The sequence below is a fragment of the Ramlibacter monticola genome, from assembly GCF_016722785.1.
Lineage (GTDB): Bacteria > Pseudomonadota > Gammaproteobacteria > Burkholderiales > Burkholderiaceae_C > Ramlibacter > Ramlibacter monticola.
In genome coordinates this window covers 60,438-84,023 of record NZ_JAEQNE010000007.1, presented here as the reverse complement: position 1 = coordinate 84,023, position 23,586 = coordinate 60,438, and the positions used below count along the sequence as shown (strand labels likewise).

The 23,586-nt window shown below is 70.6% G+C and carries 22 protein-coding genes; 7 read left to right on the top strand and 15 right to left on the bottom strand.

The window, feature by feature from the left end:
- Positions 1–87: 87 nt before the first annotated feature.
- The 3 genes from JJ685_RS22995 to xdhC all read right to left on the bottom strand — a co-directional run bounded on the left by JJ685_RS22995 (position 88) and on the right by xdhC (position 3,557).
- Positions 88–1,404, bottom strand: coding sequence for a glycerate kinase type-2 family protein (locus JJ685_RS22995; RefSeq protein WP_201676693.1), 1,317 nt, complete (start codon positions 1,402–1,404; stop codon positions 88–90).
- A gap of 33 nt (positions 1,405–1,437) precedes the next feature.
- Positions 1,438–2,637, bottom strand: coding sequence for a urate hydroxylase PuuD (locus JJ685_RS22990; RefSeq protein ID WP_201676692.1), 1,200 nt, complete (start codon positions 2,635–2,637; stop codon positions 1,438–1,440).
- A 116-nt stretch (positions 2,638–2,753) separates the two neighbouring features.
- On the bottom strand, positions 2,754–3,557 hold the full coding sequence (gene xdhC, locus JJ685_RS22985) for a xanthine dehydrogenase accessory protein XdhC (RefSeq protein WP_201676691.1): 804 nt from the start codon (positions 3,555–3,557) through the stop codon (positions 2,754–2,756).
- Positions 3,558–3,683: 126 nt separating this feature from the next.
- On the opposite strand from xdhC, the gene JJ685_RS22980 reads away from it, so the two are divergent.
- Positions 3,684–4,202, top strand: a complete 519-nt coding sequence (locus JJ685_RS22980) for a hypothetical protein (RefSeq protein WP_201676690.1) — start codon at positions 3,684–3,686, stop codon at positions 4,200–4,202.
- Positions 4,203–4,324: 122 nt separating this feature from the next.
- Here JJ685_RS22980 and uraH read toward each other — a convergent pair whose 3' ends face one another.
- Positions 4,325–4,681: a hydroxyisourate hydrolase gene (gene uraH, locus JJ685_RS22975; protein ID WP_201676689.1), complete on the bottom strand. Its 357-nt coding sequence runs from the start codon at positions 4,679–4,681 to the stop codon at positions 4,325–4,327.
- A 68-nt stretch (positions 4,682–4,749) separates the two neighbouring features.
- On the opposite strand from uraH, the gene JJ685_RS22970 reads away from it, so the two are divergent.
- From JJ685_RS22970 to JJ685_RS22955, 4 genes are read left to right on the top strand one after another with little or no spacing between them, the layout of a single operon-like run.
- Complete coding sequence (locus JJ685_RS22970) at positions 4,750–5,415, top strand: GntR family transcriptional regulator (RefSeq protein ID WP_201676688.1); 666 nt, start codon at positions 4,750–4,752, stop codon at positions 5,413–5,415.
- On the top strand, positions 5,412–6,356 hold the full coding sequence (gene puuE, locus JJ685_RS22965) for an allantoinase PuuE (protein ID WP_201676687.1): 945 nt from the start codon (positions 5,412–5,414) through the stop codon (positions 6,354–6,356). Before JJ685_RS22970 ends, puuE begins: the two co-directional genes overlap by 4 nt.
- Position 6,357: 1 nt before the next feature.
- Positions 6,358–8,139 (top strand): 2-oxo-4-hydroxy-4-carboxy-5-ureidoimidazoline decarboxylase, encoded by a 1,782-nt coding sequence (uraD, locus tag JJ685_RS22960; protein WP_201676686.1) that lies wholly within the window; start codon positions 6,358–6,360, stop codon positions 8,137–8,139.
- Complete coding sequence (locus JJ685_RS22955; protein WP_201676685.1) at positions 8,136–9,365, top strand: M20 family metallopeptidase; 1,230 nt, start codon at positions 8,136–8,138, stop codon at positions 9,363–9,365. Before uraD ends, JJ685_RS22955 begins: the two co-directional genes overlap by 4 nt.
- On the opposite strand, the gene JJ685_RS22950 is transcribed toward JJ685_RS22955, so the two are convergent.
- From JJ685_RS22950 to JJ685_RS22940, 3 genes are read right to left on the bottom strand one after another with little or no spacing between them, the layout of a single operon-like run.
- Positions 9,351–9,542: a hypothetical protein gene (locus JJ685_RS22950; RefSeq protein ID WP_201676684.1), complete on the bottom strand. Its 192-nt coding sequence runs from the start codon at positions 9,540–9,542 to the stop codon at positions 9,351–9,353. The two genes, JJ685_RS22955 and JJ685_RS22950, sit on opposite strands and share 15 nt — an antisense overlap.
- Positions 9,539–10,684: a PepSY-associated TM helix domain-containing protein gene (locus tag JJ685_RS22945; protein ID WP_201676948.1), complete on the bottom strand. Its 1,146-nt coding sequence runs from the start codon at positions 10,682–10,684 to the stop codon at positions 9,539–9,541. Before JJ685_RS22945 ends, JJ685_RS22950 begins: the two co-directional genes overlap by 4 nt.
- Before the next feature lie 14 nt (positions 10,685–10,698).
- Entirely contained in the window at positions 10,699–12,879 is a 2,181-nt protein-coding gene (locus JJ685_RS22940; RefSeq protein ID WP_201676683.1) for a TonB-dependent receptor, read from the bottom strand.
- Positions 12,880–12,992: 113 nt separating this feature from the next.
- Here JJ685_RS22940 and JJ685_RS22935 point away from each other — a divergent pair, with 113 nt between their 5' ends.
- Positions 12,993–14,963 carry a cytochrome c/FTR1 family iron permease gene (locus JJ685_RS22935; RefSeq protein ID WP_201676682.1) on the top strand — a complete coding sequence of 657 codons (1,971 nt, stop codon included), beginning with the start codon at positions 12,993–12,995 and terminating at the stop codon, positions 14,961–14,963.
- A gap of 106 nt (positions 14,964–15,069) precedes the next feature.
- On the top strand, positions 15,070–16,557 hold the full coding sequence (locus JJ685_RS22930) for a nucleobase:cation symporter-2 family protein (protein WP_201676681.1): 1,488 nt from the start codon (positions 15,070–15,072) through the stop codon (positions 16,555–16,557).
- A gap of 1 nt (position 16,558) precedes the next feature.
- Here JJ685_RS22930 and JJ685_RS22925 read toward each other — a convergent pair whose 3' ends face one another.
- From JJ685_RS22925 to JJ685_RS22890, 8 genes are all read right to left on the bottom strand, one after another.
- Complete coding sequence (locus JJ685_RS22925) at positions 16,559–17,056, bottom strand: RrF2 family transcriptional regulator (protein WP_201676680.1); 498 nt, start codon at positions 17,054–17,056, stop codon at positions 16,559–16,561.
- 137 nt (positions 17,057–17,193) lie between these two features.
- The gene (gene sufT / locus JJ685_RS22920; RefSeq protein ID WP_201676679.1) at positions 17,194–17,736 is read right to left on the bottom strand and encodes a putative Fe-S cluster assembly protein SufT; all 543 of its coding nucleotides are present in this window, start codon (positions 17,734–17,736) and stop codon (positions 17,194–17,196) included.
- Positions 17,733–18,188: a Fe-S cluster assembly sulfur transfer protein SufU gene (gene sufU / locus JJ685_RS22915; RefSeq protein ID WP_201676678.1), complete on the bottom strand. Its 456-nt coding sequence runs from the start codon at positions 18,186–18,188 to the stop codon at positions 17,733–17,735. The genes sufT and sufU overlap by 4 nt, the downstream gene beginning before the upstream one ends.
- Positions 18,185–19,426, bottom strand: coding sequence for an aminotransferase class V-fold PLP-dependent enzyme (locus tag JJ685_RS22910; protein WP_201676677.1), 1,242 nt, complete (start codon positions 19,424–19,426; stop codon positions 18,185–18,187). Before JJ685_RS22910 ends, sufU begins: the two co-directional genes overlap by 4 nt.
- The gene (locus JJ685_RS22905) at positions 19,419–20,627 is read right to left on the bottom strand and encodes a SufD family Fe-S cluster assembly protein (RefSeq protein ID WP_201676676.1); all 1,209 of its coding nucleotides are present in this window, start codon (positions 20,625–20,627) and stop codon (positions 19,419–19,421) included. The genes JJ685_RS22910 and JJ685_RS22905 overlap by 8 nt, the downstream gene beginning before the upstream one ends.
- A 2-nt stretch (positions 20,628–20,629) precedes the next feature.
- Positions 20,630–21,400, bottom strand: a complete 771-nt coding sequence (gene sufC, locus JJ685_RS22900) for a Fe-S cluster assembly ATPase SufC (RefSeq protein WP_201676675.1) — start codon at positions 21,398–21,400, stop codon at positions 20,630–20,632.
- 42 nt (positions 21,401–21,442) lie between these two features.
- The gene (gene sufB / locus JJ685_RS22895; RefSeq protein ID WP_201676674.1) at positions 21,443–22,897 is read right to left on the bottom strand and encodes a Fe-S cluster assembly protein SufB; all 1,455 of its coding nucleotides are present in this window, start codon (positions 22,895–22,897) and stop codon (positions 21,443–21,445) included.
- Positions 22,890–23,528 (bottom strand): hypothetical protein, encoded by a 639-nt coding sequence (locus JJ685_RS22890; protein WP_201676673.1) that lies wholly within the window; start codon positions 23,526–23,528, stop codon positions 22,890–22,892. Before JJ685_RS22890 ends, sufB begins: the two co-directional genes overlap by 8 nt.
- Positions 23,529–23,586: the final 58 nt, after the last annotated feature.

The window sequence follows — 23,586 nt, the reverse complement described above, 5'->3', positions numbered from 1 at the left end:
CTCCTCCTGCGACAGCGCTGCACTTTAGCAGCGTGGCGGGCAGGCAGGACGGCGCCTGTCCATGTCCAGCCCCGCCGGCGCGCTGGATCAGAGCACCAGCAGCGCGCGGAAATCGTTGACGTTGGTATGCGTCGGTCCGGTGACCACCAGGTCGCCGAGCGCACTGAAGTAGCCGTAGGCGTCGTTGCGCTGCAGGAACTGGTCCACCTTCATGCCCTGGGCGCGGCCGCGCTCCAGCGTGTCCGGGGCCACATAGGCGCCGGCGTTGTCCTCCACGCCGTCGATGCCGTCGGTGTCGGCGGCCAACGCCCACACCCCGGGCTGGCTCTGCAGCGCCTGCGCCAGCCCCAGGCAGAACTCGCCGGCCCGGCCGCCGCGGCCGCGCGGCGTCCCTTCGGGCTGCTTGCGCACGGTGACGGTCGTCTCGCCGCCGGAGAGGATCACGCAGGGCCGCGCGAAGGGCTGGCCGCGCCGGGCCACCGCGCGGGCGAGCGCCGCCTGCACTTTGCCGACCTCGCGCGACTCGCCTTCCATTTCGTCGCTCAGGATGTGCGCGTCCAGGCCGGCCGCGCGGGCCGCCGCGGCGGCCGCCTCCAGCGACTGCTGCGGCGTGGCGATCATGTGCACGGCGTGGCCGGCGAACACCGCGTCGCCCGGCTTGGGCGTCTCCAGCGCGCCCTGCTCCAGCAGGCTCATGATCGCGCCCGGCACCGGGATGCCGTAGCGCTGCAGGATGGCGACGGCGTCGGCGCAGCTGGAAGAGTCGGCCACCGTGGGACCGCTGGCGATCACGGAAGGATCGTCGCCGGGCACGTCGCTGATCGTGAGCGTGACCACCTTGGCGGGCGCGCAGGCGGCCGCCAGGCGGCCGCCCTTGATGCGCGACAGGTGCTTGCGCACGCAGTTCATTTCCACGATGTTGGCGCCGGATTCCAGCAGTTCGCGGTTGATGCGCTGCTTCTCCTCCAGCGACAGCCCCTCGGCCGGCAGCGTGAGCAGCGCCGAGCCGCCGCCGGAGATCAGGCACAGCACCAGGTCGTCCGGCGTGAGGCCCTGGGCCAGCGCCAGGATGCGTTCCGCGGCGCGCAGTCCGGCGGCGTCGGGCACCGGGTGCGCGGCCTCGACGACCTCGATGCGCTGCGGCAGCCCCGAGGGCCGCGGCGGCGTGTGCTGGTAGCGCGTGACGACCAGGCCGGACAGCGGTGCGTCCGTCGGCCACAAGGCCTCGACCGCCTGCGCCATGGCGCCGCCGGCCTTGCCGGCACCCAGCACGACGGTGCGGCCGCGCGGCGGCGGCGGCAGGAAGGCCGCCGTGTTGTGCAGCGGCAGGGCGCGGTGCACGGCGGCCCGGTAGAGGTGTTCGAGGAAGGCGCGGGGCTGCTGGCGGGGGTCGGGCGCTTGCATGGGGGTCTCCTGCGACCGATTGTGCGGGAAGCTTCAGTCCACCCTGGCGCCGGCGACGAACCAGCGGCCGATCAGCCCGCGTTCGTCCTCGGTGATGTGGGTCGCGTTGTTCAGGGGCATGGTCTTCGCGACCACCGCCTGCTGGTACACCGCCTGCGCGTGCTGCTTCAGCGCCTGGGGCGAGTCCAGGCGCACGTTCTTCATCTGGACCTGCTGGCCGTGGCACAGGTAGCAGCGCTGCTCCAGGACCTTCTGGACGGAGGCGTAGTCGGCCTGTCCCGCGGCCAGCCGGGCGGTTCCCGTCGCCTGCGGCGCCAGCCACGCCAGCGTGGCGACGATCACGGCGACGCCGGCGAGCGCGTAGCCTGCCGGATGCCTGTTGCGTCCCAGCTTCCAGCCGTGGCGCAGCACGAAGAACTGCCGGATCGCCGCGCCGGCGAACATCATCACGATCAGCACCAGCCAGTTGCGCGGATGGCCGTAGAGAAAGCCGTAGTGGTTGGACAGCATCGCGAACAGCACCGGCAGCGTGAAGTAGGTGTTGTGCACGCTGCGCTGCTTGCCGCGCTGGCCGTGGATGGGGTCGACCGGCTGGCCGGCCGCGATCGCCTGCACGACCTTCTTCTGCCCCGGGATGATCACGAAGAAGACGCTGGCGCTCATCGAGGTGGCGATCATCGCTCCCACCAGCAGGAAGGCCGCGCGCCCGGCGAACCAGTGGCAGGCCAGCCAGGCGGCGACGCACACCAGGGCCAGCACGAGCAGGCCCACCACCGCCTCCCCGTTGCGGCGCCCGGTGAAGACGCGGCAGATGGCGTCGTACAGGAGCCAGAACACCACCAGGAAGGCCAGCGCCACGGCGACCGCCGTGGCCGGCGACCAGTCCATCAGCGACTTGTCGACCAGGTAGGTGCCCGCGTTCCACAGGTAGGTGACGGTGAACAGGGCGAAGCCGGACATCCAGGTGGAATAGCTCTCCCAGAAGAACCAGTGCAGCTTCTCCGGTAGCCGCGGCGGCGCCACGGCGTATTTCACCGGGTGGTAGAAGCCGCCGCCGTGCACCGCCCACAGCTCGCCGGTGGCGCCTTCGGCGCGCAGCTTGTCGTCGGCCGGCACCGTGAGGCTGCTGTCGAGGAAGACGAAGTAGAAGGAGGAGCCGACCCAGGCGATCGCCGTGATCACGTGCACCCACCGCAGCAGCAGGTTGGCCCAGTCGAGAAGGTAGCTTTCCATGCTTCCTCAGGCGAAGGACCTGCTCACCACCGCGGGCGCTCTGAGCAGAATGGGGTCGCGCTTGGATGCATGCGCCGCTGCGACGGTGGACGCGAGTGTATACACTTTTGGCGCCTTCAGGAAAGCGGCCCCAGCAGCAACTGCGCCGCCACGGCGACGGCGATCACCTCCGGCTGCTTGCCCCGGATGGCCGGGATGCCGATCGGGCAGGTGACCTGCGCCAGCTCCTGCTTGCGGAAGCCCCGCTCCTCCAGCCGGTGGCGGAAGGTCGCCCACTTGGTCTTGCTGCCGATCAGGCCGACGTAGGAGAGGTCGGCGCGTTCGCGCAGCCGGCGCAGGCAGGCCGCGACGATGTCGAGGTCCTCGGCATGGCTGAAACTCATGATCAGCACGCGCGAATCCGGCGCGAGATCCGCCACGGCGGCCTGCACCGGGTCCGAATGCTCGCAGCGCACGTTGTCGGGCACCTGCGCGGGAAAGATCTCGTCGCGGCTGTCGATCCACGTGACGGCGAAGGGCAGCGTCCCCAGCACCTGGACCAGGGCCTTGCCGACGTGGCCGCCCCCGAACAGGGCCAGCGGCGCGTGGGCTGCGCGAAGTCGGCGGGCCAGGCCGGCCGCATCGGCCGCGCCGACCTTTTCATAGCGCAGGTGCACCACGCCACCGCAACATTGTCCGAGCGACGGGCCCAGCGCGACACGCTGCAGGGCCCCCTCTCCTGCCCCGGAGAGACGGCGGCGCGCCTCCTCGATGGCCTGGAGTTCCAGGTGTCCTCCGCCTATGCTTCCGACCACCGCGTCGGAGAACACGGCCATCCAGGCGCCCTCCTCGCGCGGCACGGAGCCTTCGGCGGCGTGGACGCTCACCAACACCGCGTCTTGCGCGGCCAACCGATTCGTGATTTCCTTCAGGGGCTGCATGCTTTACAAAGAATCGAATGGCAAGGAGCCGCAGGCTTTCGTAACCAAGGTCATCATTGACCGGCGCCGTTCCGTTGTAATTTCCACGTGCACGCCGCCGGCGTGCCTACTCCGTCGGGAGCCCCCATGAAGTATCAACCCGCCCTGCGTCCCCTGACTCCCGCGCTGCTCGGTGTCGCCGCCGTGCTCGCGTCCTGCACGTCGGCTCCCTTGACGGAGCAGCCCCGGCCAGCGCCCCAGTCGATGCCCAGGCAGTCCGCGCCCGCACCGCAGGTCGCGGGCACGCCGCCCATGGTGATCAAGACTTCGATGGCGACCAACCCCCGCGCCTACCGCCAGGATGCCGCCAGCCACATCTACGCGCAGAACAGCGACCGCATCTGGAAGGGCCGCCTGCCTCCCATGCTGTACGCGGTGGGCGTGCTGCAGGTGGAGGTGGATGCGCAGGGCAACGTGCGCCACCTGAACTGGATGCGGGCGCCGAACCACGCGCCGGAAGTGGTCGCCGAGATCGAGCGCACCGTGCGCAAGGCCGCACCCTTCCCCGCGCCGGCGCGCTTGGGCAAGGTGGTCTACACGGATACCTGGCTGTGGCACAAGAGCGGCCGCTTCCAGCTGGACACGCTGACCGAAGGGCAGGACTGAGTCCGCACGACATTCGTCGTTCCCGCGCAGGCGGGAATCCGGAGAAGCGGCCCGCGGGCCGCTTTGTTTTTGCCGGCCCGGGATGCCCGCCTGCGCGGGAAGGACGGGGGCGGGCGCGGCGCTCACGAGCCGCGGTAGGTGGCATAGCTCCACGGGCTCACCAGCAGGGGCACGTGGTAGTGCTGGTCGGCGTGCGCGATGCCGAAGTCCAGCGTCACGCGGTCCAGGAAGGGCGGGTCGGGCAAGGCGACGCCGCGGGAGCGGAAGTAGGCGGCGACGTCGAACACGAGCCGGTAGGTGCCCGTCTTCAGGCTGGCCGTGTCGAACAGCGGGCCGTCCGGGTTGCGCCCGTCGGCGTTCAGCACGAAGCGCTTGACCAGGGTGGGACCGGCGGCGTCGCCGGTCGCATGCAGCTCGGCAGCCATGCCGGCCGCGGGCGTGCCGTGCATCGTGTCGAGGACGTGGGTGCTCAGGCCCATGGCGGTCTCCGGTCCGGATTGTGGACTGCAGTGTATACACTTTGGCGCCGCGTCGCTATCATGCGCCGATGGACGCCTCGCCCACCCGCACGATCGTCGATGCCCTGACGCAGGCCATCGTCGAGCACCGGCTGCAGCCGGGCACCAAGCTGGCGGAGCAGAAGCTGGCGGACCATTTCGGCGTCTCGCGCACCCTGGTGCGGCAGGCGCTGTTCCAGCTGGTGCAGAAGCACCTGGTGCGCATGGAACCGGCCCGCGGCGCCTTCGTCGCCGCGCCCACGGTGGAGGAAGCGCGCCAGGTGTTCCAGGTCCGCCGCATCCTCGAGGCCGAGATGGTGCGCGAGTTCCTGCGCAAGGTCACGCCCGCCAAGATCCGCGCCCTGCGCGAGCACGTGGCGCAGGAAAAGGCCGCGGTCGACCGGCGCGACGCCGGGGAACGCTCGCAGCTGCTCGGCGACTTCCACGTGCGCCTGGCCGAACTCACCGACAACGCCGTGCTCACCCAGATCATTCGCGACCTCGTCTCGCGCAGCTCCCTCATCGCCCTGATGTACCAGCGCGAAGCCGCCGCGGCGCATTCGCAGGAAGAGCACGTGGAACTGGTGAAGGCGCTGGCGGCGAAGGAGGAGAAGCGCGCCGTCAGGCTGATGGACGAGCACCTCCAGCACGTGCAGGAGGGCCTCGCCTTCGACCGCCCCGTGCCCACCCACGACATCGCCCTGGCCCTCTCATGAACACCCTCTACGACAGCACCGCCCCCTATCCGCGCGACCTGGCCGGCTACGGCCGCAACCCGCCGCACGCGCAGTGGCCCGGCAAGGCCCGCGTCGCGGTGCAGTTCGTCCTCAACTACGAGGAAGGCGGCGAGAACTGCGTGCTGCACGGCGACGCCGGTTCGGAGCAGTTCCTGTCCGAGATGTTCAACCCGCCGGCCTTCCCCGAGCGGCACCTGAGCATGGAGGGCATCTACGAATACGGCGCGCGCGCGGGCGTCTGGCGCATCCTGCGCGAGTTCGAGAAGCGCGGCCTGCCCCTCACCGTGTTCGGCATCGGGATGGCGCTGGAGCGCGCCCCGGAGGTGACGCAGGCCTTCGTCGAACTCGGGCACGAGATCGCCTGCCACGGCTGGAAGTGGATCCACTACCAGAACGTGGACGAAGCGACCGAACGCGAACACATGCGCATCGCCATGGAGGCGATCCGCAAGCTCACGGGAGAACGGCCGCTGGGCTGGTACACCGGGCGCGACAGCCCCAACACGCGGCGGCTGGTGGCCGACTACGGCGGCTTCGAGTACGACAGCGACTACTACGGCGACGACCTGCCCTTCTGGATGAAGGTGCGCAAGACCGACGGCGCGACGCTGAACCACCTGGTCGTGCCCTACACCCTGGACTGCAACGACATGCGCTTCGCGCTGCCCCAGGGCTATTCGCACGCGGACCCGTTCTTCCAGTACCTGCGCGACACCTTCGATGCGCTGTACGCGGAAGGCGAGGAGGCACCGAAGATGATGAGCATCGGCATGCACTGCCGCCTGCTGGGGCGGCCCGGGCGCATCACGGCCCTGCAGCGCTTCCTGGACCACGTGGAACGGCACGAGCGCGTGTGGGTGTGCCGCCGGATCGACATCGCGCGTCACTGGAAGCAGGTCCATCCCTGCCAGGAGCCCTGACATGGCCCTCACGATCGAACAGCTCAACGCGGCGAGCGAAACCGAGGCGGCGCGCCTCCTGGACGGCCTCTACGAGCATTCGCCCTGGATCGCCCAGGCGGCGCTGGTCCAGCGGCCGTTCCGCTCCCTGGACCACCTGAAGCAGGCCATGGTGCAGGTCCTGCGCGAAGCGGGCGTCGACAGGCAGCTCGCCCTGATCCGCGCCCACCCGGAGCTCGCCGGCAAGGCCATGGTGGCCAAGACGCTCACCAGCGAATCCACCCACGAGCAGGGCAAGGCGGGCCTCACCGATTGCACGCCGGAGGAATTCGCGCGGATCCAGCAGCTCAATGCCGACTACAACGCGCGCTTCGGCTTTCCGTTCATCCTGGCCGTGCGCGGGCCGCGCGGCACCGGGCTCACGCGCCACGAGATCATCGAGACCTTCGCGCGCCGGCTGGAGAACCAGCCCGGGTTCGAGCGCGCCGAGGCGCTGCGCAACATCCACCGGGTCGTGGAACTGCGGCTGAACGACAAGTTCGGCGTCGAGCCCACGCTGGGCAACCAGGTCTGGGACTGGCAGGAGGCCCTGGCGCGGCACAGCGATCCCGGCTATGCCGAGAAGGGGCAACTCACCGTCACCTACCTCACGCCCGCGCACCGCGCCGCCGCCAGGCAGATCGAGGACCTGATGCGGGATTGCGGCTTCGACGAGGTGGAGACCGACGCGGTCGGCAACGTCGTCGGCCGCTACCACGGCGCAGCGCCGGAGGCCCGCTTCGTGCTCACCGGTTCGCACTACGACACCGTGCGCAACGGCGGCAAGTACGACGGCCGCCTGGGCATCTTCACGCCGATCGCCTGCGTGCGCGAACTGGCGCGCGCCGGCCGCCGCCTGCCCTTCGGGATCGAAGTGGTCGGCTTCGCCGAGGAAGAAGGGCAGCGCTACAAGGCGACCTTCCTCGGCTCCGGCGCCCTCATCGGGCACTTCGATCCCCGCTGGCTGGAGCAGAAGGACGCGGACGGCGTGACCATGGCCGACGCGATGCGCAGCGCGGGACTCCCCGCGGAGCTGCGGGCCATCGCGGCGCTGCGGCGCGACCCGGCGCGCTACCTGGGGTTCGTGGAGGTGCACATCGAGCAGGGGCCGGTGCTCAACGAACTGGACCTGCCGCTCGGCGTCGTCACCTCGATCAACGGCGGTGTGCGCTACCAGTGCGAGGTCACCGGCATCGCGAGCCACGCGGGCACCACGCCCATGGATCGCCGGCGCGACGCCGCCGTGGCGGTGGCGGAACTGGCCCTCTACGTGGAGCAGCGCGCGGCCCGCGACGGCGACTCGGTGGGCACCATCGGCATCCTGCAGGTGCCCAACGGCTCGATCAACGTGGTGCCGGGGCGCTGCCTGTTCACGCTGGACCTGCGCGCCCCCCGCGATGCGCAGCGCGACGCCCTGGTCGCCGACGTGCTCGCGCAGCTGGAGGCGATCTGCGAGCGCCGCGGGCTGCACCACGCCGTCGAGGAGACGATGCGTGCCGCCGCCGCCCCGAGCGCACCGCAATGGCAGGCCCGCTGGGAGCGCGCGGTGCAGTCCCTGGGCCTGCCTGCGTACCTGATGCCCAGCGGCGCCGGCCACGACGCGATGAAGCTGCACGAAGTCATGCCGCAGGCGATGCTGTTCGTGCGCGGCCAGAACTCCGGCATCAGCCACAACCCCCTCGAATCCACCACCAGCGACGACATGCAGCTCGGCGTGCTGGCCTTCCGGCACCTGCTGGAGCAACTCGCGGAAGAAACGAAATGAACGACTACGAACGCCTCGACGCCTGGGTCGACGCCCACTTCGACGAGGAAGTGCGCTTCCTGCAGGAACTGGTGCGCGTCCCCACCGACACCCCGCCCGGCAACAACGCCCCGCACGCGGAGCTCGCGGCCGGATTGCTGGCCAGGTTCGGCCTGGCGCCGGAGAAGCATCCGGTGCCGCAGGCCGAAGTGGAGGCGCAGGGGCTCGGCTCGATCACCAACCTGATCGTCCGCAGGCGCTACGGCGACGGCCCCACGGTGGCCCTGAACGCGCACGGGGACGTGGTGCCGCCGGGCGAGGGCTGGACTCGCGATCCCTACGGCGGCGAGATCGCGGACGGCCGCATCTACGGCCGCGCGGCCGCGGTGAGCAAGAGCGACTTCGCGACCTACACCTTCGCGGTGCGCGCGCTGGAGGCCCTGCAGGCGCCCCTGAAGGGAAGCGTGGAACTGCACTTCACCTACGACGAGGAGGTCGGCGGTGAACTCGGGCCGCGCTGGCTGCTCGCCAAGGGGCTGACCCGGCCCGACCTGCTGCTGGCCGCCGGCTTCAGCTACCAGGTCGTGACGGCCCACAACGGTTGCCTGCAGCTGGAAGTGACCGTGAACGGGAAGATGGCCCACGCGGCCATTCCCGAGAGCGGGGTCGACGCGCTGCAGGCCACGATGAAGATCCTGGAGGCCCTGTACGCGCTCAATGCGCAGTACAAGCAGCAGCGCTCGGCCGTGCCCGGCATCTCCCACCCGACCCTCAACGTGGGCCGCATCGACGGCGGCACCAACACCAACGTCGTGCCCGGCAGGGTCGTGTTCAAGCTCGACCGCCGCATGATCCCGGAGGAGAACCCGCAGGAAGTCGAAGCCGCGGTGCGCCAGGTGATCGCCGACGCCGCTGCCCGCTGCCCCGGAATCCAGGTCGACATCAGGCGCCTGGTGCTGGCGAATTCGATGCAGCCCTCGGCCGGCCAGCAGCCCCTGGTGGAGATGCTGCAGAAGCACGGCAAGGCGCTGTTCGGCATCGACATCCCCGCGACGGGCACGCCGCTCTATACCGACATGCGCCTCTACGGCGAAGCGGGCGTCCCCGGGGTGATGTACGGCGCCGGGCCGCGCACTGTGCTCGAATCCAACGCCAAGCGGCCGGACGAGAACCTGCTGCTGGAGGACCTGCGGCGCGCCACCAAGGTGGTCGCGCGCACGCTCCTCGACCTGCTACGGCGCGCTTGAGCGCGCGGGCGCGCCGCGCGAGCAGCACCAGCCGATGGCGGCCAGCGGCGTCGCCAGCGCGACCCAGGCCCAGACGTCGCCCCAGCCTTCGGAGAACAGGGCGCTGACGAGGCCGGTCGTCGTGAACACGGCCAGCACCAGCGGCCAGAACCAGACGCGGCGAAGTTGTTCGTTCATGGGGAAGCCTCCGTGAAGGCCAGCGCGGACCCGTCCGGCGCCGGGCGCGGCTCGCGGCGCCGCAGCCAGAGGTAGAGCCCGCTGGCCAGCACCACGATCGTGACGAGGTCCAGCAGGGTCCACAGGATCTTCATCGGCCATCCGGCGTAGTCGCCGAAGTGCAGCGGCTGCGAGAGCTGCAGGGCCGTGAGGTACCACGGCCGCTGCGGCACGGCGCTGACTTCAGCCGTGCGCGCGTCGACCAGCACGGCTTCGCGCAGGCGCCCGGTCAGCGGCGTGCTGCCGTGCAGGTAGAACGCGAAGTGATGCGGCGTCGCGAAGGAAGTCCCGGGAAAGGCGATGAAGGACACGCTCGTCCCCGGCACGCGCGAGCGCGCCGCCTCCAGCGCGCGCTGCACCGGGGCCCAGTCCGGCACCGGCACCGGCGTGTCGCCCTGGTACTTCGCCAGCAGGGGCTGCAGTTCGTGCTCGCGCCAGTAGTCCTGCGCCAGGTCGATCAGCGTGTTGGCGACGCCGGTGGCGCCCACCACCAGGGCCCAGGCGAGGCTCGCGATGCCGAGCAGGTTGTGCAGGTCCAGCCACAGCACGCGGCGCGAGCGGTCCTTGCGGACCGCGCCGAAGGGCAGCTTGCGCATGAAGGGCGCGTAGAGCACCACGCCCGACACGATGGAAACCAGCAGCAGCAGCCCCATGGAACCGAGGAACAGCTTGCCGGCGAGCCCCGCGAACAGGTCCACGTGCAGCCGCTCCATCAGCCACATGAAACCCTGGTCGATGCCCGCGCTGGGCAGCACGCCGCCGGTGCGCGCATCCACGACCACCTGGCGGAAGTCGGCGGTGGGCGCGGGCGTGGGCGTCATCGTGACGAACCAGGCCTCGTCGCTGCCGTCGTCCTGCGAGGCGAACTGCACGAAGCGGTCCGGATACACCCGGCGCGCGACGCCCAGTGCCTCGTCCAGCGGGATGCGGCGCGTCACCCCTGGCATGGGCGGGGGCGTGACGCGCGTGCCGACCCATTCGCCGATCTCGTCGTGGAAGATCAGCGGCAGCCCCGTGAGGCACAGCAGCAGCATGAACACCGTGCAGGCCAGGCTGCTCCACTTGTGCAGCCAGGACCAGGTGCGGATGGTGCGCGCGCTCAGGGGCATGCGGCCGCTCAGAAGTCGACGCTGGCGCTCAGGGTGAAGGTGCGCGGTGCGCCGACCACCAGGTAACCCGCACCCGGGAAGCCGCCGACCGAGGACCAGTAGTTGCGGTCGGTCACGTTGTCGACGCGGCCGCGCAGCGTGACGATGCGCCCGGACACGTCCATCAGGTAGCGCGCGCCGAGATCGAGGCGGGTCCAGCCGGGGACCTTGAGCGTGTTCTCCGCGTCGGCGAAGCGGCTGCCCGTGTAGGTCACGCGGGCATCGAAGGTGAGTCCGCGGGCCGCCGGCACGTCCCATTCGGCGTCCAGGGAGGCCTGGAACTCCGGCACGCCGATCACCCGCTTGCCCTGGGTGGAGCCCAGGCCCGTCTCGAGTTGCTCGGTGTCCAGCCAGGTCGCACCGCCCAGCAGGCGCACGCCACGCGCCGGCGCGCCGAAGACGGTGGCCTCCAGGCCCTGGTGCCTGTCCTTGCCGCCCGCCGCGCCCACGCCCGAAACCGTGTCGATGGTGAAGCGCGGCTTGGTGATGCTGAACGCCGCCACGCCGGCGCCGAAGTCGCCCCCGTCGTACTTGAGGCCGATCTCCCCCTGCTTCGCCGTGCCGGGCGGGAGGGCAGCGCCCCCGTTCGCGGTGGAGCGCGCGGTGCCCGTGCTGTCGATGAACGTGAAGGGGACCGTCTCGCCGTGCGTCAGGCCTTCCATGTAGTTGGCATAGAGCGAGAGTTGCCTGCTCGCGCGCCACACCGCGCCGACGGCGGGGCTGGTCCGGCTCTCGTCGGTGCGGGTGCCGAAGCTCGTGAGATCCACCTGCTGGTGACGCGCGCCCAGCGTGAGCAGGAGGCGATCCTCGAACAGGGCCAGCGTGTCGCCCAGCGCGTAGCTGGTGAGCCGCGTCGTGCCCGTGTTCGCGAGCGGCGGCAACGGGGCTAGCGGCGGGGCGGCGAAGAAGCTGGGGTTGGAGAGGTTGGTGAACAGCAGGTTGGCGAAGTTGAAGTTGAAGCTGGTGTCGATCTTGCCGCTGAAGCGGCCCGCGGCGGCGACGACTTCATGGCCGACGCTGCCGGTGCGGCCTTTCCAGCGCAGGCCCGCCTCGCCGGTGTTGACCTGGTCTTCGCGCAGGTTGTCGAAGCGGAACTGGTTGCCGGCGCCGGTGCTGCTGTTGGTCACCGTGAGGTTGGCCAGCGAATTCGCCTCTTCGCTGCTGCGGTGGCCGTAGGCGGCCCAGGCGGTCAGCGCGGGAGAGAGGTCCCATTCGCCGCGGAAGGTGCCGAACAGGTCGCGCTCGTTCGAGAAGGTCCAGGGTTGGGCGAAATTGGTGGAGCCCTCGGGCGGCGCGGGAACGCTGGTCACGTCCGCGCCGGCGAGCGTGACGTTGGGACGCGTGCGCTTCAGCCGGTTCTCCTGGTAGCCGACGTCGCCCGACAGGCGCACGTCGCGGCTGCGCCAGTCCAGGCCCACCGAGGCGAGACCCAGCGTGCCCTTCTCGTCGTCCACGCTGGTGCCGCCGTCACGGTACGCCGCGTTGACTCGGATGCCCGTGGCGCCGTCCGGGCCGAAGCGGCGCGCGATGTCCGCCGCGACCTGGCCGTAGCCGCCGCTGCCGGTGCCCACGGTCACGCGGTTCAAGGGCTCGTTCGGCGCGCGCTTGGGCAGCAGGTTGATCGCACCGCCGACGCCGCCGCCGCCCGGGTTGGCCCCGGTGAGGAAGGCCGAGGCCCCGCGCAGCACCTCGACTCGCTCGAACAATTCGGTGGCGATGTACTGGCGCGGCAGCAGGCTGTACAGGCCGTTGTAGGCGACGTCGTCGGAATTCAGGATGAAGCCGCGGATGAAGTACGACTCCTGGAAGTTGCCGAATCCACGCGCCACCCGCACCGACGGGTCGTTCAGCAGCACCTCGCCCACGCTGCGCGCCTGCCGGTCCTGGATGAACTCGTTGGTGTAGCTGGTGATGGAGAACGGCGTCTCCATGTTGTCGCGCGTGCCGAGGATGCCGGCGCGGCCGCCGCGCGCCACCTGGCCGCCGGCATAGGGCTGCGACAGGCCCTGCGCCGAGGCGTCGGCGCTGGAGTTGACGATCACGGTGGAGAGGGTCTTCTCCGGAGCCTGCGCCTGCTGGGCCTGGAGGGCCGTGGCCGACAGCAGCAGGGCGACGGCAACGGCGACGGGAGTGGGCTTTTGCAACGACATCGTTCGAGTTCTTGGTAAGGTTGTTGTTGAGCTGGGCCGATCGCATTGTAATGCGAATAGTTCGCATTATGATTCGCTCACGTGACAGCCCAACGCGCCGCCCGCCGAACGCCATGCAAGAAAACCACCGCACCTCCTCCTCGCCCGCCTTCTGGCTCCGGCTGCTCGCCGCCCTGCTCTTCGCCTGCGCCTGGCATCCGCTGGCCTTCGCTCAGGGCGCCGGGGACAAGGCCCAGACCGTGATCCACATGCTGGACTACGTCAGCGTCGACTACCCCGAGGCGGTGAAGGACGGCAAGGTCGCCGACGCGGGCGAGTACCAGGAGCAGCGCGAGTTCGTGGCCCGCTCGCTGGCGCTGATCGGCGAGCTGCCCGCGCACGCGGAGCAGCCGGCGCTGCTGGCCAGGACGCGCGAACTGCTGGCCCGGGTGGATGCCAAGGCCCCCGGCGAACAGGTGGCGGCGCAGGCGCGCACCGTCATGGCGGACCTGGTGCGCATCTACAAGCTCACGACCGCGCCCCGGCAGGCGCCCGACCTGCGCAAGGCGCAGGCCTTGTTCCAGGCGCAGTGCACGGCCTGCCACGGCGCCACCGGACGCGGCGACGGGCCCGCGGCCAAGGGCATGGATCCGGCGCCGAGCAACTTCCACGACGACGCGCGCATGCAGCAGCGCAGCGTTTACGGCCTGTACAACACCATCACGCTGGGCGTGGCGGGCACGCCGATGCGCCCCTTCACCGAGCTGTCCGAGTCGGACCGCTGGGCCCTCGCCTTCCTCGCCGCCGGCCTGCGCGCGCCGCAGGACACCCTGCGCGAGGGCGAAGCCCTGTGGCGCGGAGGCAAGGGCAAGGAGCAGCTCGGAACCCTGCGCATGCTGGTGACGCAGTCGCCCGGCGAGGTCCGCCAGCAGGGCGGCGCGGCGCTCGATGCGGTGCGCGCCTGGCTCACGGCGCATCCAGACGCGCTCGACGCCGGCCGCCCCGCGCCGCTGGACTTCACCCGCGCGAAGCTGCGCGAATCGCTCGCCGCCTACGAGCGGGGCGATGCCGCGGGCGCCCGCCAGCTCGCCATCTCCGCCTACCTCGAAGGCTTCGAGCTGATCGAGGCCAGCCTGGACAACCTCGACGCGCCGCTGCGCACCGAGACCGAGCGCGAGATGATGGCCTTGCGTTCGGCCATCGATTCCGCGCCGCCGGCAGAGGCGATCGCCGCCCAGATAGCGAAGATCGAAGCCCTGCTGGAGCGCGCCGCCGAGCGCCTGTCGGGCGACGCCATGTCCCCCGGGGCGGCCTTCGCGAGTTCGCTGCTGATCCTGCTGCGCGAGGGCCTGGAAGCGATTCTCGTGCTGGCCGCGATCATCGCCTTCGTGCGCAAGACCGGGCGCCACGATGCGCTGCCCTACATCCACGCGGGCTGGATCGGCGCGGTCCTGCTCGGCGCGGTCACCTGGGTGGTCGCGAGCTACCTGTGGGAAATCAGCGGCGCCAACCGCGAGCTGACCGAGGGCATCTCGGCGCTGCTCGCCGCCGCGATGCTGCTGTACGTCGGCTTCTGGCTGCACAAGCGCTCCTACGCGCAGGCCTGGCAGGCCTTCATCCGCGAACACGTGACGGCGGCGCTCGGCAAGCAGACGCTCTGGGCGATGGCCGGCATCTCCTTCCTCGCGGTGTACCGCGAGCTGTTCGAGATCGTGCTGTTCTACCAGACGCTGTGGGCGCAGGCCGGCCCCGAAGGCCACGGCCCGGTGCTAGCGGGCATTGCCGCTGCCATGGCGCTGCTCGCGGCGCTGGCCTGGGTCATCCTGAAATACAGCGTCCGCCTGCCGATCGGCCCCTTCTTCACCGCGACCTCGGGCCTGCTGGTGCTGATGGCCGTGGTCTTCGTCGGCAACGGCGTCGCGGCGTTGCAGGAAGCCGGCGTGCTGCAGTCCACTCCCGCGGCCTTCGTCTCGGTGCCCATCCTTGGCATCCACCCGAATGCCCAGGGTCTCCTGGCGCAGGCCGCGGTGATCGTGCTGATCGCCCTCGCCGTGCTGGCGAGCCGGCGCGCCGCGGCGAGCGGAGGCCGCGCGAGCGCCCATTGACGCCGCTCAAACTTGTGGTTGCGCGCTCCCCGCGCCGAGGGTTCTCCATACCGGGACCGGCACGCCGCTTGCATACAGTCTTGCGGACAACCGGAGGAGTCCCCCGATGCACAAGGAAATCGATTTCGTCGACGAGCGACTGCCCACGGGCAAGCTCGCCGCGCTGGGCCTGCAGCACGTCCTGGTGATGTACGCCGGCGCGGTGGCGGTGCCGCTGATCGTCGGCCGCGCGCTGAAGCTGCCGCCCGAACAGGTGGCGATGCTGATCTCCGCGGACCTGTTCTGCTGCGGCCTGGTGACGCTGATCCAGTCGCTGGGCGCCACGCAGTGGTTCGGCATCCGCCTGCCCGTGATGATGGGCGTGACCTTCGCCGCGGTGGCGCCGATGGTCGCCATCGCCAACGCGAACCCCGGCACGGCCGGCGCGCAGTTGATCTTCGGCGCCATCATCGCGGCCGGCCTGATCTCGGTGTTGCTCGCGCCGATGGTCAGCCGCATGCTGAGATTCTTCCCGCCGGTGGTGACCGGGACCATCATCGCGGTGATCGGCATCAGCCTGATGCGCATCGGCATCAACTGGATCTTCGGCAACCCCTTCGGGCCGACGGCGCCGAGCGTCGTGAACCCCGAGCACGCGCAATGGCTGTCGCAGGCCTCCGCCGCCGCGGGCGCGCCCGGCTCGCCGCTGCCGGCCGCGCCGAAGGGCCTGGCGCTGCTGCCCAGCGTCCCCAACCCGAAGTACGCGGACCTGACGGGCGTCGGCATCGCGGGGCTGGTGCTGGTTTCCATCCTCCTGATCGCGAAGTACGGGCGCGGCTTCGCGGCGAACATCTCGGTGCTGCTCGGCATCGCGATCGGCGGCGTGGCCGCGGCCGCGATGGGCCTGATGACCTTCGAGAAGGTCGGCAAGGCCGCATGGCTCGACTTGGTGCTGCCGTTCCAGTTCGGTGCACCGCGCTTCGACCCGATGCTGATCCTGACCATGACCATCGTGATGATCGTGGTGATGATCGAGTCCACCGGCATGTTCCTGGCGCTCGGGGAAATGACCGGCCGCAAGGTCGACGCGCGGGCCCTGGCGCGCGGGCTGCGCACCGACGGTCTGGGCACGCTGCTGGGCGGCATCTTCAACACCTTCCCGTACACCAGTTTCTCGCAGAACGTGGGCCTGGTGGCGGTGACCGGCGTGCGCAGCCGCTTCGTGTGCGTCGCCGGCGGCGTGATCCTGCTGGTGCTGGGCCTGCTGCCCAAGATGGCGGCCCTGGTCGAATCGCTGCCGACGGTGGTGCTGGGCGGCGCCGGCCTCGTGATGTTCGGAATGGTGACGGCCACCGGCATCCGCATCCTGGGCGGCGTGGACTTCAAGGGCAACCGCCACAACGCCCTGATCGTCGCCATCGCCATCGGCGTCGGCATGATCCCGCTCATCGCGCCCAACTTCAAGCAATGGATGCCGCACGGCATCCATCCCCTGATCGATTCCGGCATCCTGCTGTCCTCGCTCGCCGCGGTGGCGCTGAACCTGTTCTTCAACGGGGCGCGCGAGGACCAGGCCGCCGTGATCGTGGCGGCGCGGCAGGCGGAAGCGCACTGAGCTAAGGGCGTTTGCGGGCCGTCTTCGCCGGCGCCCGCGGCTGCGCCGCGGCCTTGATCGGGATGACGATGCCGGCGCCCTTGCGCCCGCGGCTCGCCGGCGGACCCACGATGTCCGCCAGCGTCGCGCCGTCCAGTTCGCGGAAATAGGCGGCCAGCGCCGAGTCGAGCAGGCGCTTCATCCGGCAGTTCGCCGTGAGCGTGCACGTGTTGGTTTCCTGCTCGAAGCACTCGACCAGGCGGAAGTCGGTCTCCGCCGCCCGCACCACGTTGCCCATGACGATTTCGGAGGGCGGCTTCAGCAGCCGGACGCCACCGCCCCGCCCGCGCGTCGTCTCGAGGATGCCCTGCCTGGCAAGATCGTTCACGACCTTCATCAGGTGGTTCTTGGACACGCCGTACGTGTCCGCCATCTCGGCGATCGTGACCAGCCGCTCAGGGTTGGCGGCACAGTACATCAGTACGCGCAGGGTGTAATCCGTGTAGTCCGCGAGGCGCATGACGCCATCGTATTGCGCCGGAAGCGGCGGCGCTATAACATGCATGCAATCTACATCTATTCAGTGGGGCATTCTGGCAGCCTGCCTCTGCCGTGACTTCCCGAAGCCTGAACCCCGACCAGGCTTTGGAAATCGGGTCACAGGCCCAGGGCGAGCTGCGCGGCTTCGGACATGCGGGAGCGATCCCAGGGCGGATCGAAGACCATGGTGACCTTCACCTCGCCGGCACCCTCGAGCGCCAGCACCTTGTCGGCGACCTCCTCGGCCAGCACATCCCCCATTCCGCAACCGGGTGCGGTGAGGGTCATGTCGATCTCGATGCGGGCGCGGCCGTCCTCCAGCTCGCCGAGCTCGCAGCGATAGACCAGGCCCAGCTCCACGATGTCGACCGGGATCTCGGGGTCGTAGCAGGTTGCGAGCGTGCGCCAGACGCGCGCGCCCAGGTCCAGCCCGGGCTCGTCGGCGAAATCGGGCTGCTGCGGCACCGGCTGGCCGATGGCATCGGCATCGCTGCCCTTTAGCCGCACCAGCTGGCCGTGCAGCAGCAGCGTGAAGTGCGACCCGAGCGCCTGCGTCACCTGCGCGATGTCGCCCGGGTCCAGCTCCACGGGCGTGCCGTCCGGGATGCACTCCACCGTGACCGCCCGCCGCAGGATCACCGATTCGCGTTTCACCCTCATGGCGTCGTCTCCGCCGCCGCGCCTTCCTCCTGGCGCAGCGCGTGCATCAGCGCATGCCACCCGAGCAGCGCGCACTTGATCCGGCTCGGATAGCGCCGCACGCCGGCCAGGCTCACCAGCTTGCCCAGCGAAGCCGCCTCCGGCTCCAGCTGTCCCGTCAGCACCGCGCGGAAGCGCTGCTGCAGGTCGCACACCGCGGCTTCGTCCTGGCCCAGGACCGCCTCGGTCATCATCGAGGCCGAGGCGATGCAGATGGCGCAGCCCTGGCCGCTGAAGCGGATGTCGCGCACCTGGTGGTCCTCCACCCGCAATTGCACCCGGACCTGGTCGCCGCATTGCGGGTTGCGCCCCTGCGCCTCCTGCGTCGCGGCTTCCAGCACCCCGAAGTGGCGCGGCGCGCGCTTGTGTTCGACCACCACCTCCTGGTACAGGTCCTCGTCGACGGTACTCATCTCAGCATCTCCAGTGCCGGCGCCACCGCGTCCACCAGCCGTTCGACCTCCTCGTGGGAGTTGTAGATGGCGAAGGAAGCGCGAGTGGTGGGCCCCACCCCCAGGCAGTCCAGCAGCGGCTGCGCGCAGTGGTGGCCGGTGCGCACGGCAATGCCGCGCGCATCGAGCAGGGTGCCGAGGTCGTGCGGGTGCACTCCGTCGGCGGTGAAGGAAACGATGGCAGAGTCCACGGACGCGGGCGACAGCACGGACACGCCCGGCAGTGCGGACAGGCCCGCGACGGCGTGCGACCGCAGGGCGCGCACGTGCGCGTCGATCCGGGCGCGGCCGACCTCGTCGATGAAGTCCGCGGCAGCCGCCAGCCCCACGGCGCCCGCCACGTTGGGCGTGCCGCCTTCCAGCCGCGCGGGCAGCTCGGCGAAGCTCGCCTGCGTCTCGGTCACGGATTCCACCATGTCGCCGCCCAGCCGCAGCGGTGCGAGCCGTTCCAGCGCCGTCCGCCGCCCCGCCAGCACGCCGATGCCCATGGGACCGTACATCTTGTGGCCGGAGAAGGCCATGAAGTCGCAGGCCAGGTGCGCGAGCGCGGGCACCTCGTGCGCCATGGCCTGCGCTGCGTCCAGCACCGTGAGCGCCCCGGCCTCCTCCGCCAGCGCGAGCAGCGCCTCGTAAGGAGGCCTCTCGCCGGTGGCGTTGGCGCAGGCGGTCACCGCGAAGACGCGGGTGCGCGGCCCGAGCAGCCGTGCCAGGTCGTCCGCATGCAACCGGCCCTCGCGATCCGGCCGCAGGAACAGCAGGCGCGCGCCGCAGCGCCGCGCGGCCGCCTGCCAGGGCACCAGGTTGGCATGGTGCTCGAGGACGCTGACCACGATCTCGTCGCCGGGCCGAAGCAGGGGCGCCCCGATGCCGGCATCGGACAGCCCGTGCGCGACCAGGTTGAGCGATTCCGTCGTGCCCGAGGTGAAGACGATTTCGTGCCGTGCGTCCGCACCGACGAAGGCCTCGAGCCGCGCCCGCGCCTGCTCGTAGGCCGCGGTGGCGCGTTCGCTGAGCGTGTGCACGCCGCGATGGATGTTCGCGCGGCTGCGCTCCTCGAAGGCCTGCATCGCGTCCAGCACCTCCCGCGGCATGTGCGTGCTGGCGGCATTGTCGAGGTACGCGAGCGGCTCGCCGTGCACGCGCTGCGCGAGGCCGGGAAAGCGGCCCGCCAGCGTGCCGGGATGGAGCATGTCACCCATGGAAGTCCTCCTGTGCAGGCGCTGCGGCGCCGAGATGGCTGGCGACCGCCGCGGCGAGATCGGCCTCGACCCGCAGGTGCCCTGGGAGTGCCGTGTCGGCCATGGTCCGCGCCAGCACCGCCTGCGCGAGGCCGGTCAGGATCAGCGCCCTGGCGGTGACCTCGTCGAGGCCGCGCTGGCGCGCCAGGAACAGGGCCTCTTCCGGCACGGCGCCCCAGGTGGCGCCATGCGCGGCCTGCACCTGGTCGTGGTGGATCTCCAGGTGCGGCCGCAGCACCAGCTTGGGTTGGCCGCCCGTGGGGATGCCCGCCAGCCGCTGGCGCGTCTGCGCATCGTCGCACCCCGGCGCGATGTGCGTCCGGGCGTTGGCCACCAGGCGCGCCGCGCCGCGCGCCAGCGCCAGCACCTCGAAGCCGCTGCGCGTGCGGGGGGCCGCGTGGTGGGCGAGCATTTGCAGGTCGAGCACGGAATCGGTCCCCAGCACCACCGCGCCGGCCTGCGCCTCGGCGCCCGGTCCCTGTAGTTCGAACACGTTGCGCTGCAGGTGGTAGCCGCAGCCCGCCGCCAGCAGGAACTGGGCATAGCGCGCGTCGCGCTCGGCCCGGAGGTGGACCTGGTGGGCCCTCTGCTCGCCGGCCCCGGGCCGCACGATGCGCAGGTGCTGCAGGCTCGCGCCGGCGCCCAGGCGCACGTGCACCTGCAGGTTCTGCACGAGCCCCGGCGCGGCCGCCGGCGCGTGCGCTTCGAGCAGCACGCAGCGGGCGCCCGGGTGCACGTCCAGGACCAGGAGCGGCGCCTCCACCGGCAGCGAAGGCTGGTGCGCGAGGTGCAGCCAGGTCGTCTCGGCGCCCGCCGCAATCTCCAGCCGCAGGCCGCGCTGCAGCAGTGCGCGGTGCGCCCAGGCGAACGGTGCGGCCTCGTCGTCGGCTGGCGGCGCCAGGTCCGCCAGCAACTGCTGCCGCTGGCGGGCATCCCGGGCGTCCAGCAATCGCACCTGCAAGTTGCCGGACGTCCCTCCGGGCAGCGAGTCGAAAGTCCAGCCGCCCCGCATGTCACCCGCATCCGCGAGCTCGCCGCCGCCCAGCCAGGCAGAGACGCCCGGCGGCGGCAGATGACGGAAGGACTCCACTCCCGGCGCGATCCAGCCGTGGGTGAGCAGGTGCTCCCGTGCCAGCAGCGCTTCGTCGCAGGCCATGTCCATGATCACGCCACCGCCGCTTCGGCAGTCCGCGCGTAGCCGGTGCGGGCGATGGCGCGGGCCAGCGCGAGGTCGCCGCTTTCGGCGATGCGGCCCTGCTCCAGCCGCAGCACGGCGTCCGGCGCCAGCGACTCGATCATCTGCTGGTAATGCGAGATCACGAGAAAGCCCGTGCCTTGCGCGCGCAGGCTCGCGACCAGGTCGAGGACCGCACGCACGCCGTCGACGTCCATGCCGGAGTCGATCTCGTCCAGGATGGCGAGGCGCGGCCGCAGCAGCGCCAGCTGCAGCAACTCGTTGCGCTTGCGCTCGCCGCCGGAGAAGCCGTCGTTGACCGGCCGGTTGAGCATCGCATCGGGCAGGCCCACGCGCGCCGCCGTCTGGCGCGCCGCGCCGAGGAAGTCGAACGCATCGAGCGGCGCTTCGCCGCGCGCTTCGCGCACCGCATTCACCGCCGTGCGCACGAACAGGTTGTTCTTCACGCCGGGAATGTCGGGAGGAGCCTGGAAGGACAGGAACAGCCCCGCCCGGGCCCGCTGTTCCACGCCCATCGCCAGCAGGTCCTCGCCGGCCAGGCGCGCGCTGCCACCCGTCACGCGGTAACGCGGGTGTCCGGCGAGCGCGAGGCCCAGCGAGCTCTTGCCGCTGCCGTTCGCGCCCATCAGCACGACCACGGCGCCGGCCGCGACCTGCAGCGAAACGGACTGCAGCACGGTGTGCTCGCCCACGGCCACGCGCAGGTCGCGCACTTCCAGCAGGCTTGTCGAAGTGTTCATCGGGGTGTGATCCTTGGTGTTGCGATGCAGGGCCATGTCGTTTTAGCCGACGGCCCCTTCCAGCGAGACGGCCAGCAGCGAACGCGCTTCCAGCGCGAACTCCATCGGCAGTTCCTCCAGCACCGCCTGGCAGAAGCCGCCGACGATCAGGGCCGTGGCTTCCTCCGCCGCCAGGCCGCGCTGCTGGCAATAGAACAGGCGCTCTTCGGAGATGCGGGTCGTGGTGGCCTCGTGCTCCACGACCGCGTCGTCCCGGCCCGCCTCCACGTACGGAAAGGTGTGGGCGCCGCAGTGCGGCCCGATCAGCAGCGAGTCGCACTGCGTGTGGTTGTGCGCGCCGGCCGCGGTCGGCGCGACCCGCACCAGTCCGCGGTAGCTGTTCTGCGCATGGCCGGCGCTGATGCCCTTGGAGACGATCCGGCTGCGCGTGCCGCGGCCGATATGGATCATCTTGGTGCCGGTGTCGGCCTGCTGGAAGTGATTGGACACGGCGATCGAGTGGAACTCTCCGACCGATTCGTCGCCGCGCAGCACCACGCTGGGGTACTTCCAGGTGATGGCCGAACCGGTCTCGACCTGGGTCCAGGCAATGCGGGAGCGCCGGCCCGCGCAAAGGCCGCGCTTGGTCACGAAGTTGTAGATGCCACCGCGCCCACGCTCGTCGCCCGGATACCAGTTCTGCACCGTCGAATACTTGATCTGCGCTTCCTCGTGCGCCACGAGTTCCACGACGGCCGCATGCAGCTGGTGCTCGTCGCGCTGCGGCGCGGTGCAGCCCTCGAGGTAGCTCACCTGACTGCCGGGCTCGGCGATGATCAGCGTGCGCTCGAACTGACCGGTGTTGCGCGCGTTGATGCGGAAATAGGACGACAGCTCCATCGGGCAGCGCACGCCCTCGGGCACGTAGACGAAGGATCCGTCCGAGAACACCGCCGAGTTCAGCGCGGCGTAGAAGTTGTCGCCGGGCGGCACCACGCTGCCCAGGTAGCGCTCGATGATCTCCGGATGGTGCTCCACCGCGTGCGAGAAGGAGCAGAAGATCACGCCGGCTTGGGCCAGCTGCTCGCGGAAGGTGGTCCCCACCGAGACGCTGTCGAACACCGCGTCGACGGCCACGCCGGCCAGCCGCGCGCGCTCGTGCAGCGGCACGTTCAGTTTCTCGTAGGTCTCCAGCAGCTTCGGATCGACCTCCTCCAGGCTTTTCGGACCGTCCTTCAGCGACTTGGGCGCCGAGTAGTAGGACAGACCCTGGAAGTCCGGCGTTTCCATGCGCAGCTGGCCCCAGGTGGGCGGCGACAGGGTGAGCCAGCGTTCGAACGCGGCGAGGCGCCAGCGCAGCAGGAACTCCGGTTCGCGCTTGCGCCGCGAGATCTCGCGGATGGTGTGTTCATCGAGCCCGGGCGGCAGCGCGTCGGACTCGATGTCCGTCACGAAGCCGTGGCGGTACGCCGTGGTGAGGACCTGTTCCAGCGGCTGCGGGGCGGCGACGTCAGCCATGGAGGGATTCCTCGTGCTGCACGGCGATCACTTCGGGGTCGTCGGCATGCTCCAGGAGGAGCCGCCGGACGCGCTCCTGCCAGAGCGAGCCGAACAGGGCCAGCTCCTCCGCGCTCGCGATTCCCCCTACGCAGCGCGGCATCAGTTGGCGCAGGCGCGGATCGCCCGCGACCCGGTCGATGCGCGCCGACACGCCGACGCTCGCGCCCGAGTCGAGCCGGGTGACCCGCAGCTGCGGCTCCATCGCCACGCCGAAGGCGAGCAGGCGCCTCCGACCGAAGCGACCGGCGATGCCCTGGAATCCGCCGTCACCGGCAGCACCGGTGAGGAAGCCCGCAACATTGCCGATGACGCCAGTTACGCCCTCCTCCAGCGGCTCGCGCAGCTCCACCCGCAGTTCGCCACGCCGGGGCGCGGTGTCCGGATACAGCGCGGCCAGCGCGGCGCGCGTCATGAGGAAGGCCGAGGCCACCGTGGGACAGGAATGTCCCGCCAGCTTGACCGCGTCGGCGTAGCCGTACTCGATGAAGCCGTCGCCGGCGCCGAGGAAGCTCGCCAGCGGGTCGTGCACCCGGATCGTGGGCGCTTCACGGAAGAACGACGGAAAGGAGGAGTTGGGTTCCTGGGTCATCGCGGTCTCGACCTCGTCTCCGTGGTCCGGAGGTTAAAGATGCATTTTATGTGCATCT

Coding starts and splice junctions, on each gene's coding strand:
- JJ685_RS22995 (WP_201676693.1), bottom strand. CDS start 1,404: ATGCAAGCGCCCGACCCCCGCCAGCAGCCCCGCGCCTTCCTCGAACAC.
- JJ685_RS22990 (WP_201676692.1), bottom strand. CDS start 2,637: ATGGAAAGCTACCTTCTCGACTGGGCCAACCTGCTGCTGCGGTGGGTG.
- xdhC (WP_201676691.1), bottom strand. CDS start 3,557: ATGCAGCCCCTGAAGGAAATCACGAATCGGTTGGCCGCGCAAGACGCG.
- JJ685_RS22980 (WP_201676690.1), top strand. CDS start 3,684: ATGAAGTATCAACCCGCCCTGCGTCCCCTGACTCCCGCGCTGCTCGGT.
- uraH (WP_201676689.1), bottom strand. CDS start 4,681: ATGGGCCTGAGCACCCACGTCCTCGACACGATGCACGGCACGCCCGCG.
- JJ685_RS22970 (WP_201676688.1), top strand. CDS start 4,750: ATGGACGCCTCGCCCACCCGCACGATCGTCGATGCCCTGACGCAGGCC.
- puuE (WP_201676687.1), top strand. CDS start 5,412: ATGAACACCCTCTACGACAGCACCGCCCCCTATCCGCGCGACCTGGCC.
- uraD (WP_201676686.1), top strand. CDS start 6,358: ATGGCCCTCACGATCGAACAGCTCAACGCGGCGAGCGAAACCGAGGCG.
- JJ685_RS22955 (WP_201676685.1), top strand. CDS start 8,136: ATGAACGACTACGAACGCCTCGACGCCTGGGTCGACGCCCACTTCGAC.
- JJ685_RS22950 (WP_201676684.1), bottom strand. CDS start 9,542: ATGAACGAACAACTTCGCCGCGTCTGGTTCTGGCCGCTGGTGCTGGCC.
- JJ685_RS22940 (WP_201676683.1), bottom strand. CDS start 12,879: ATGTCGTTGCAAAAGCCCACTCCCGTCGCCGTTGCCGTCGCCCTGCTG.
- JJ685_RS22935 (WP_201676682.1), top strand. CDS start 12,993: ATGCAAGAAAACCACCGCACCTCCTCCTCGCCCGCCTTCTGGCTCCGG.
- JJ685_RS22930 (WP_201676681.1), top strand. CDS start 15,070: ATGCACAAGGAAATCGATTTCGTCGACGAGCGACTGCCCACGGGCAAG.
- JJ685_RS22925 (WP_201676680.1), bottom strand. CDS start 17,056: ATGCGCCTCGCGGACTACACGGATTACACCCTGCGCGTACTGATGTAC.
- sufT (WP_201676679.1), bottom strand. CDS start 17,736: ATGAGGGTGAAACGCGAATCGGTGATCCTGCGGCGGGCGGTCACGGTG.
- sufU (WP_201676678.1), bottom strand. CDS start 18,188: ATGAGTACCGTCGACGAGGACCTGTACCAGGAGGTGGTGGTCGAACAC.
- JJ685_RS22910 (WP_201676677.1), bottom strand. CDS start 19,426: ATGGGTGACATGCTCCATCCCGGCACGCTGGCGGGCCGCTTTCCCGGC.
- JJ685_RS22905 (WP_201676676.1), bottom strand. CDS start 20,627: ATGGACATGGCCTGCGACGAAGCGCTGCTGGCACGGGAGCACCTGCTC.
- sufC (WP_201676675.1), bottom strand. CDS start 21,400: ATGAACACTTCGACAAGCCTGCTGGAAGTGCGCGACCTGCGCGTGGCC.
- sufB (WP_201676674.1), bottom strand. CDS start 22,897: ATGGCTGACGTCGCCGCCCCGCAGCCGCTGGAACAGGTCCTCACCACG.
- JJ685_RS22890 (WP_201676673.1), bottom strand. CDS start 23,528: ATGACCCAGGAACCCAACTCCTCCTTTCCGTCGTTCTTCCGTGAAGCG.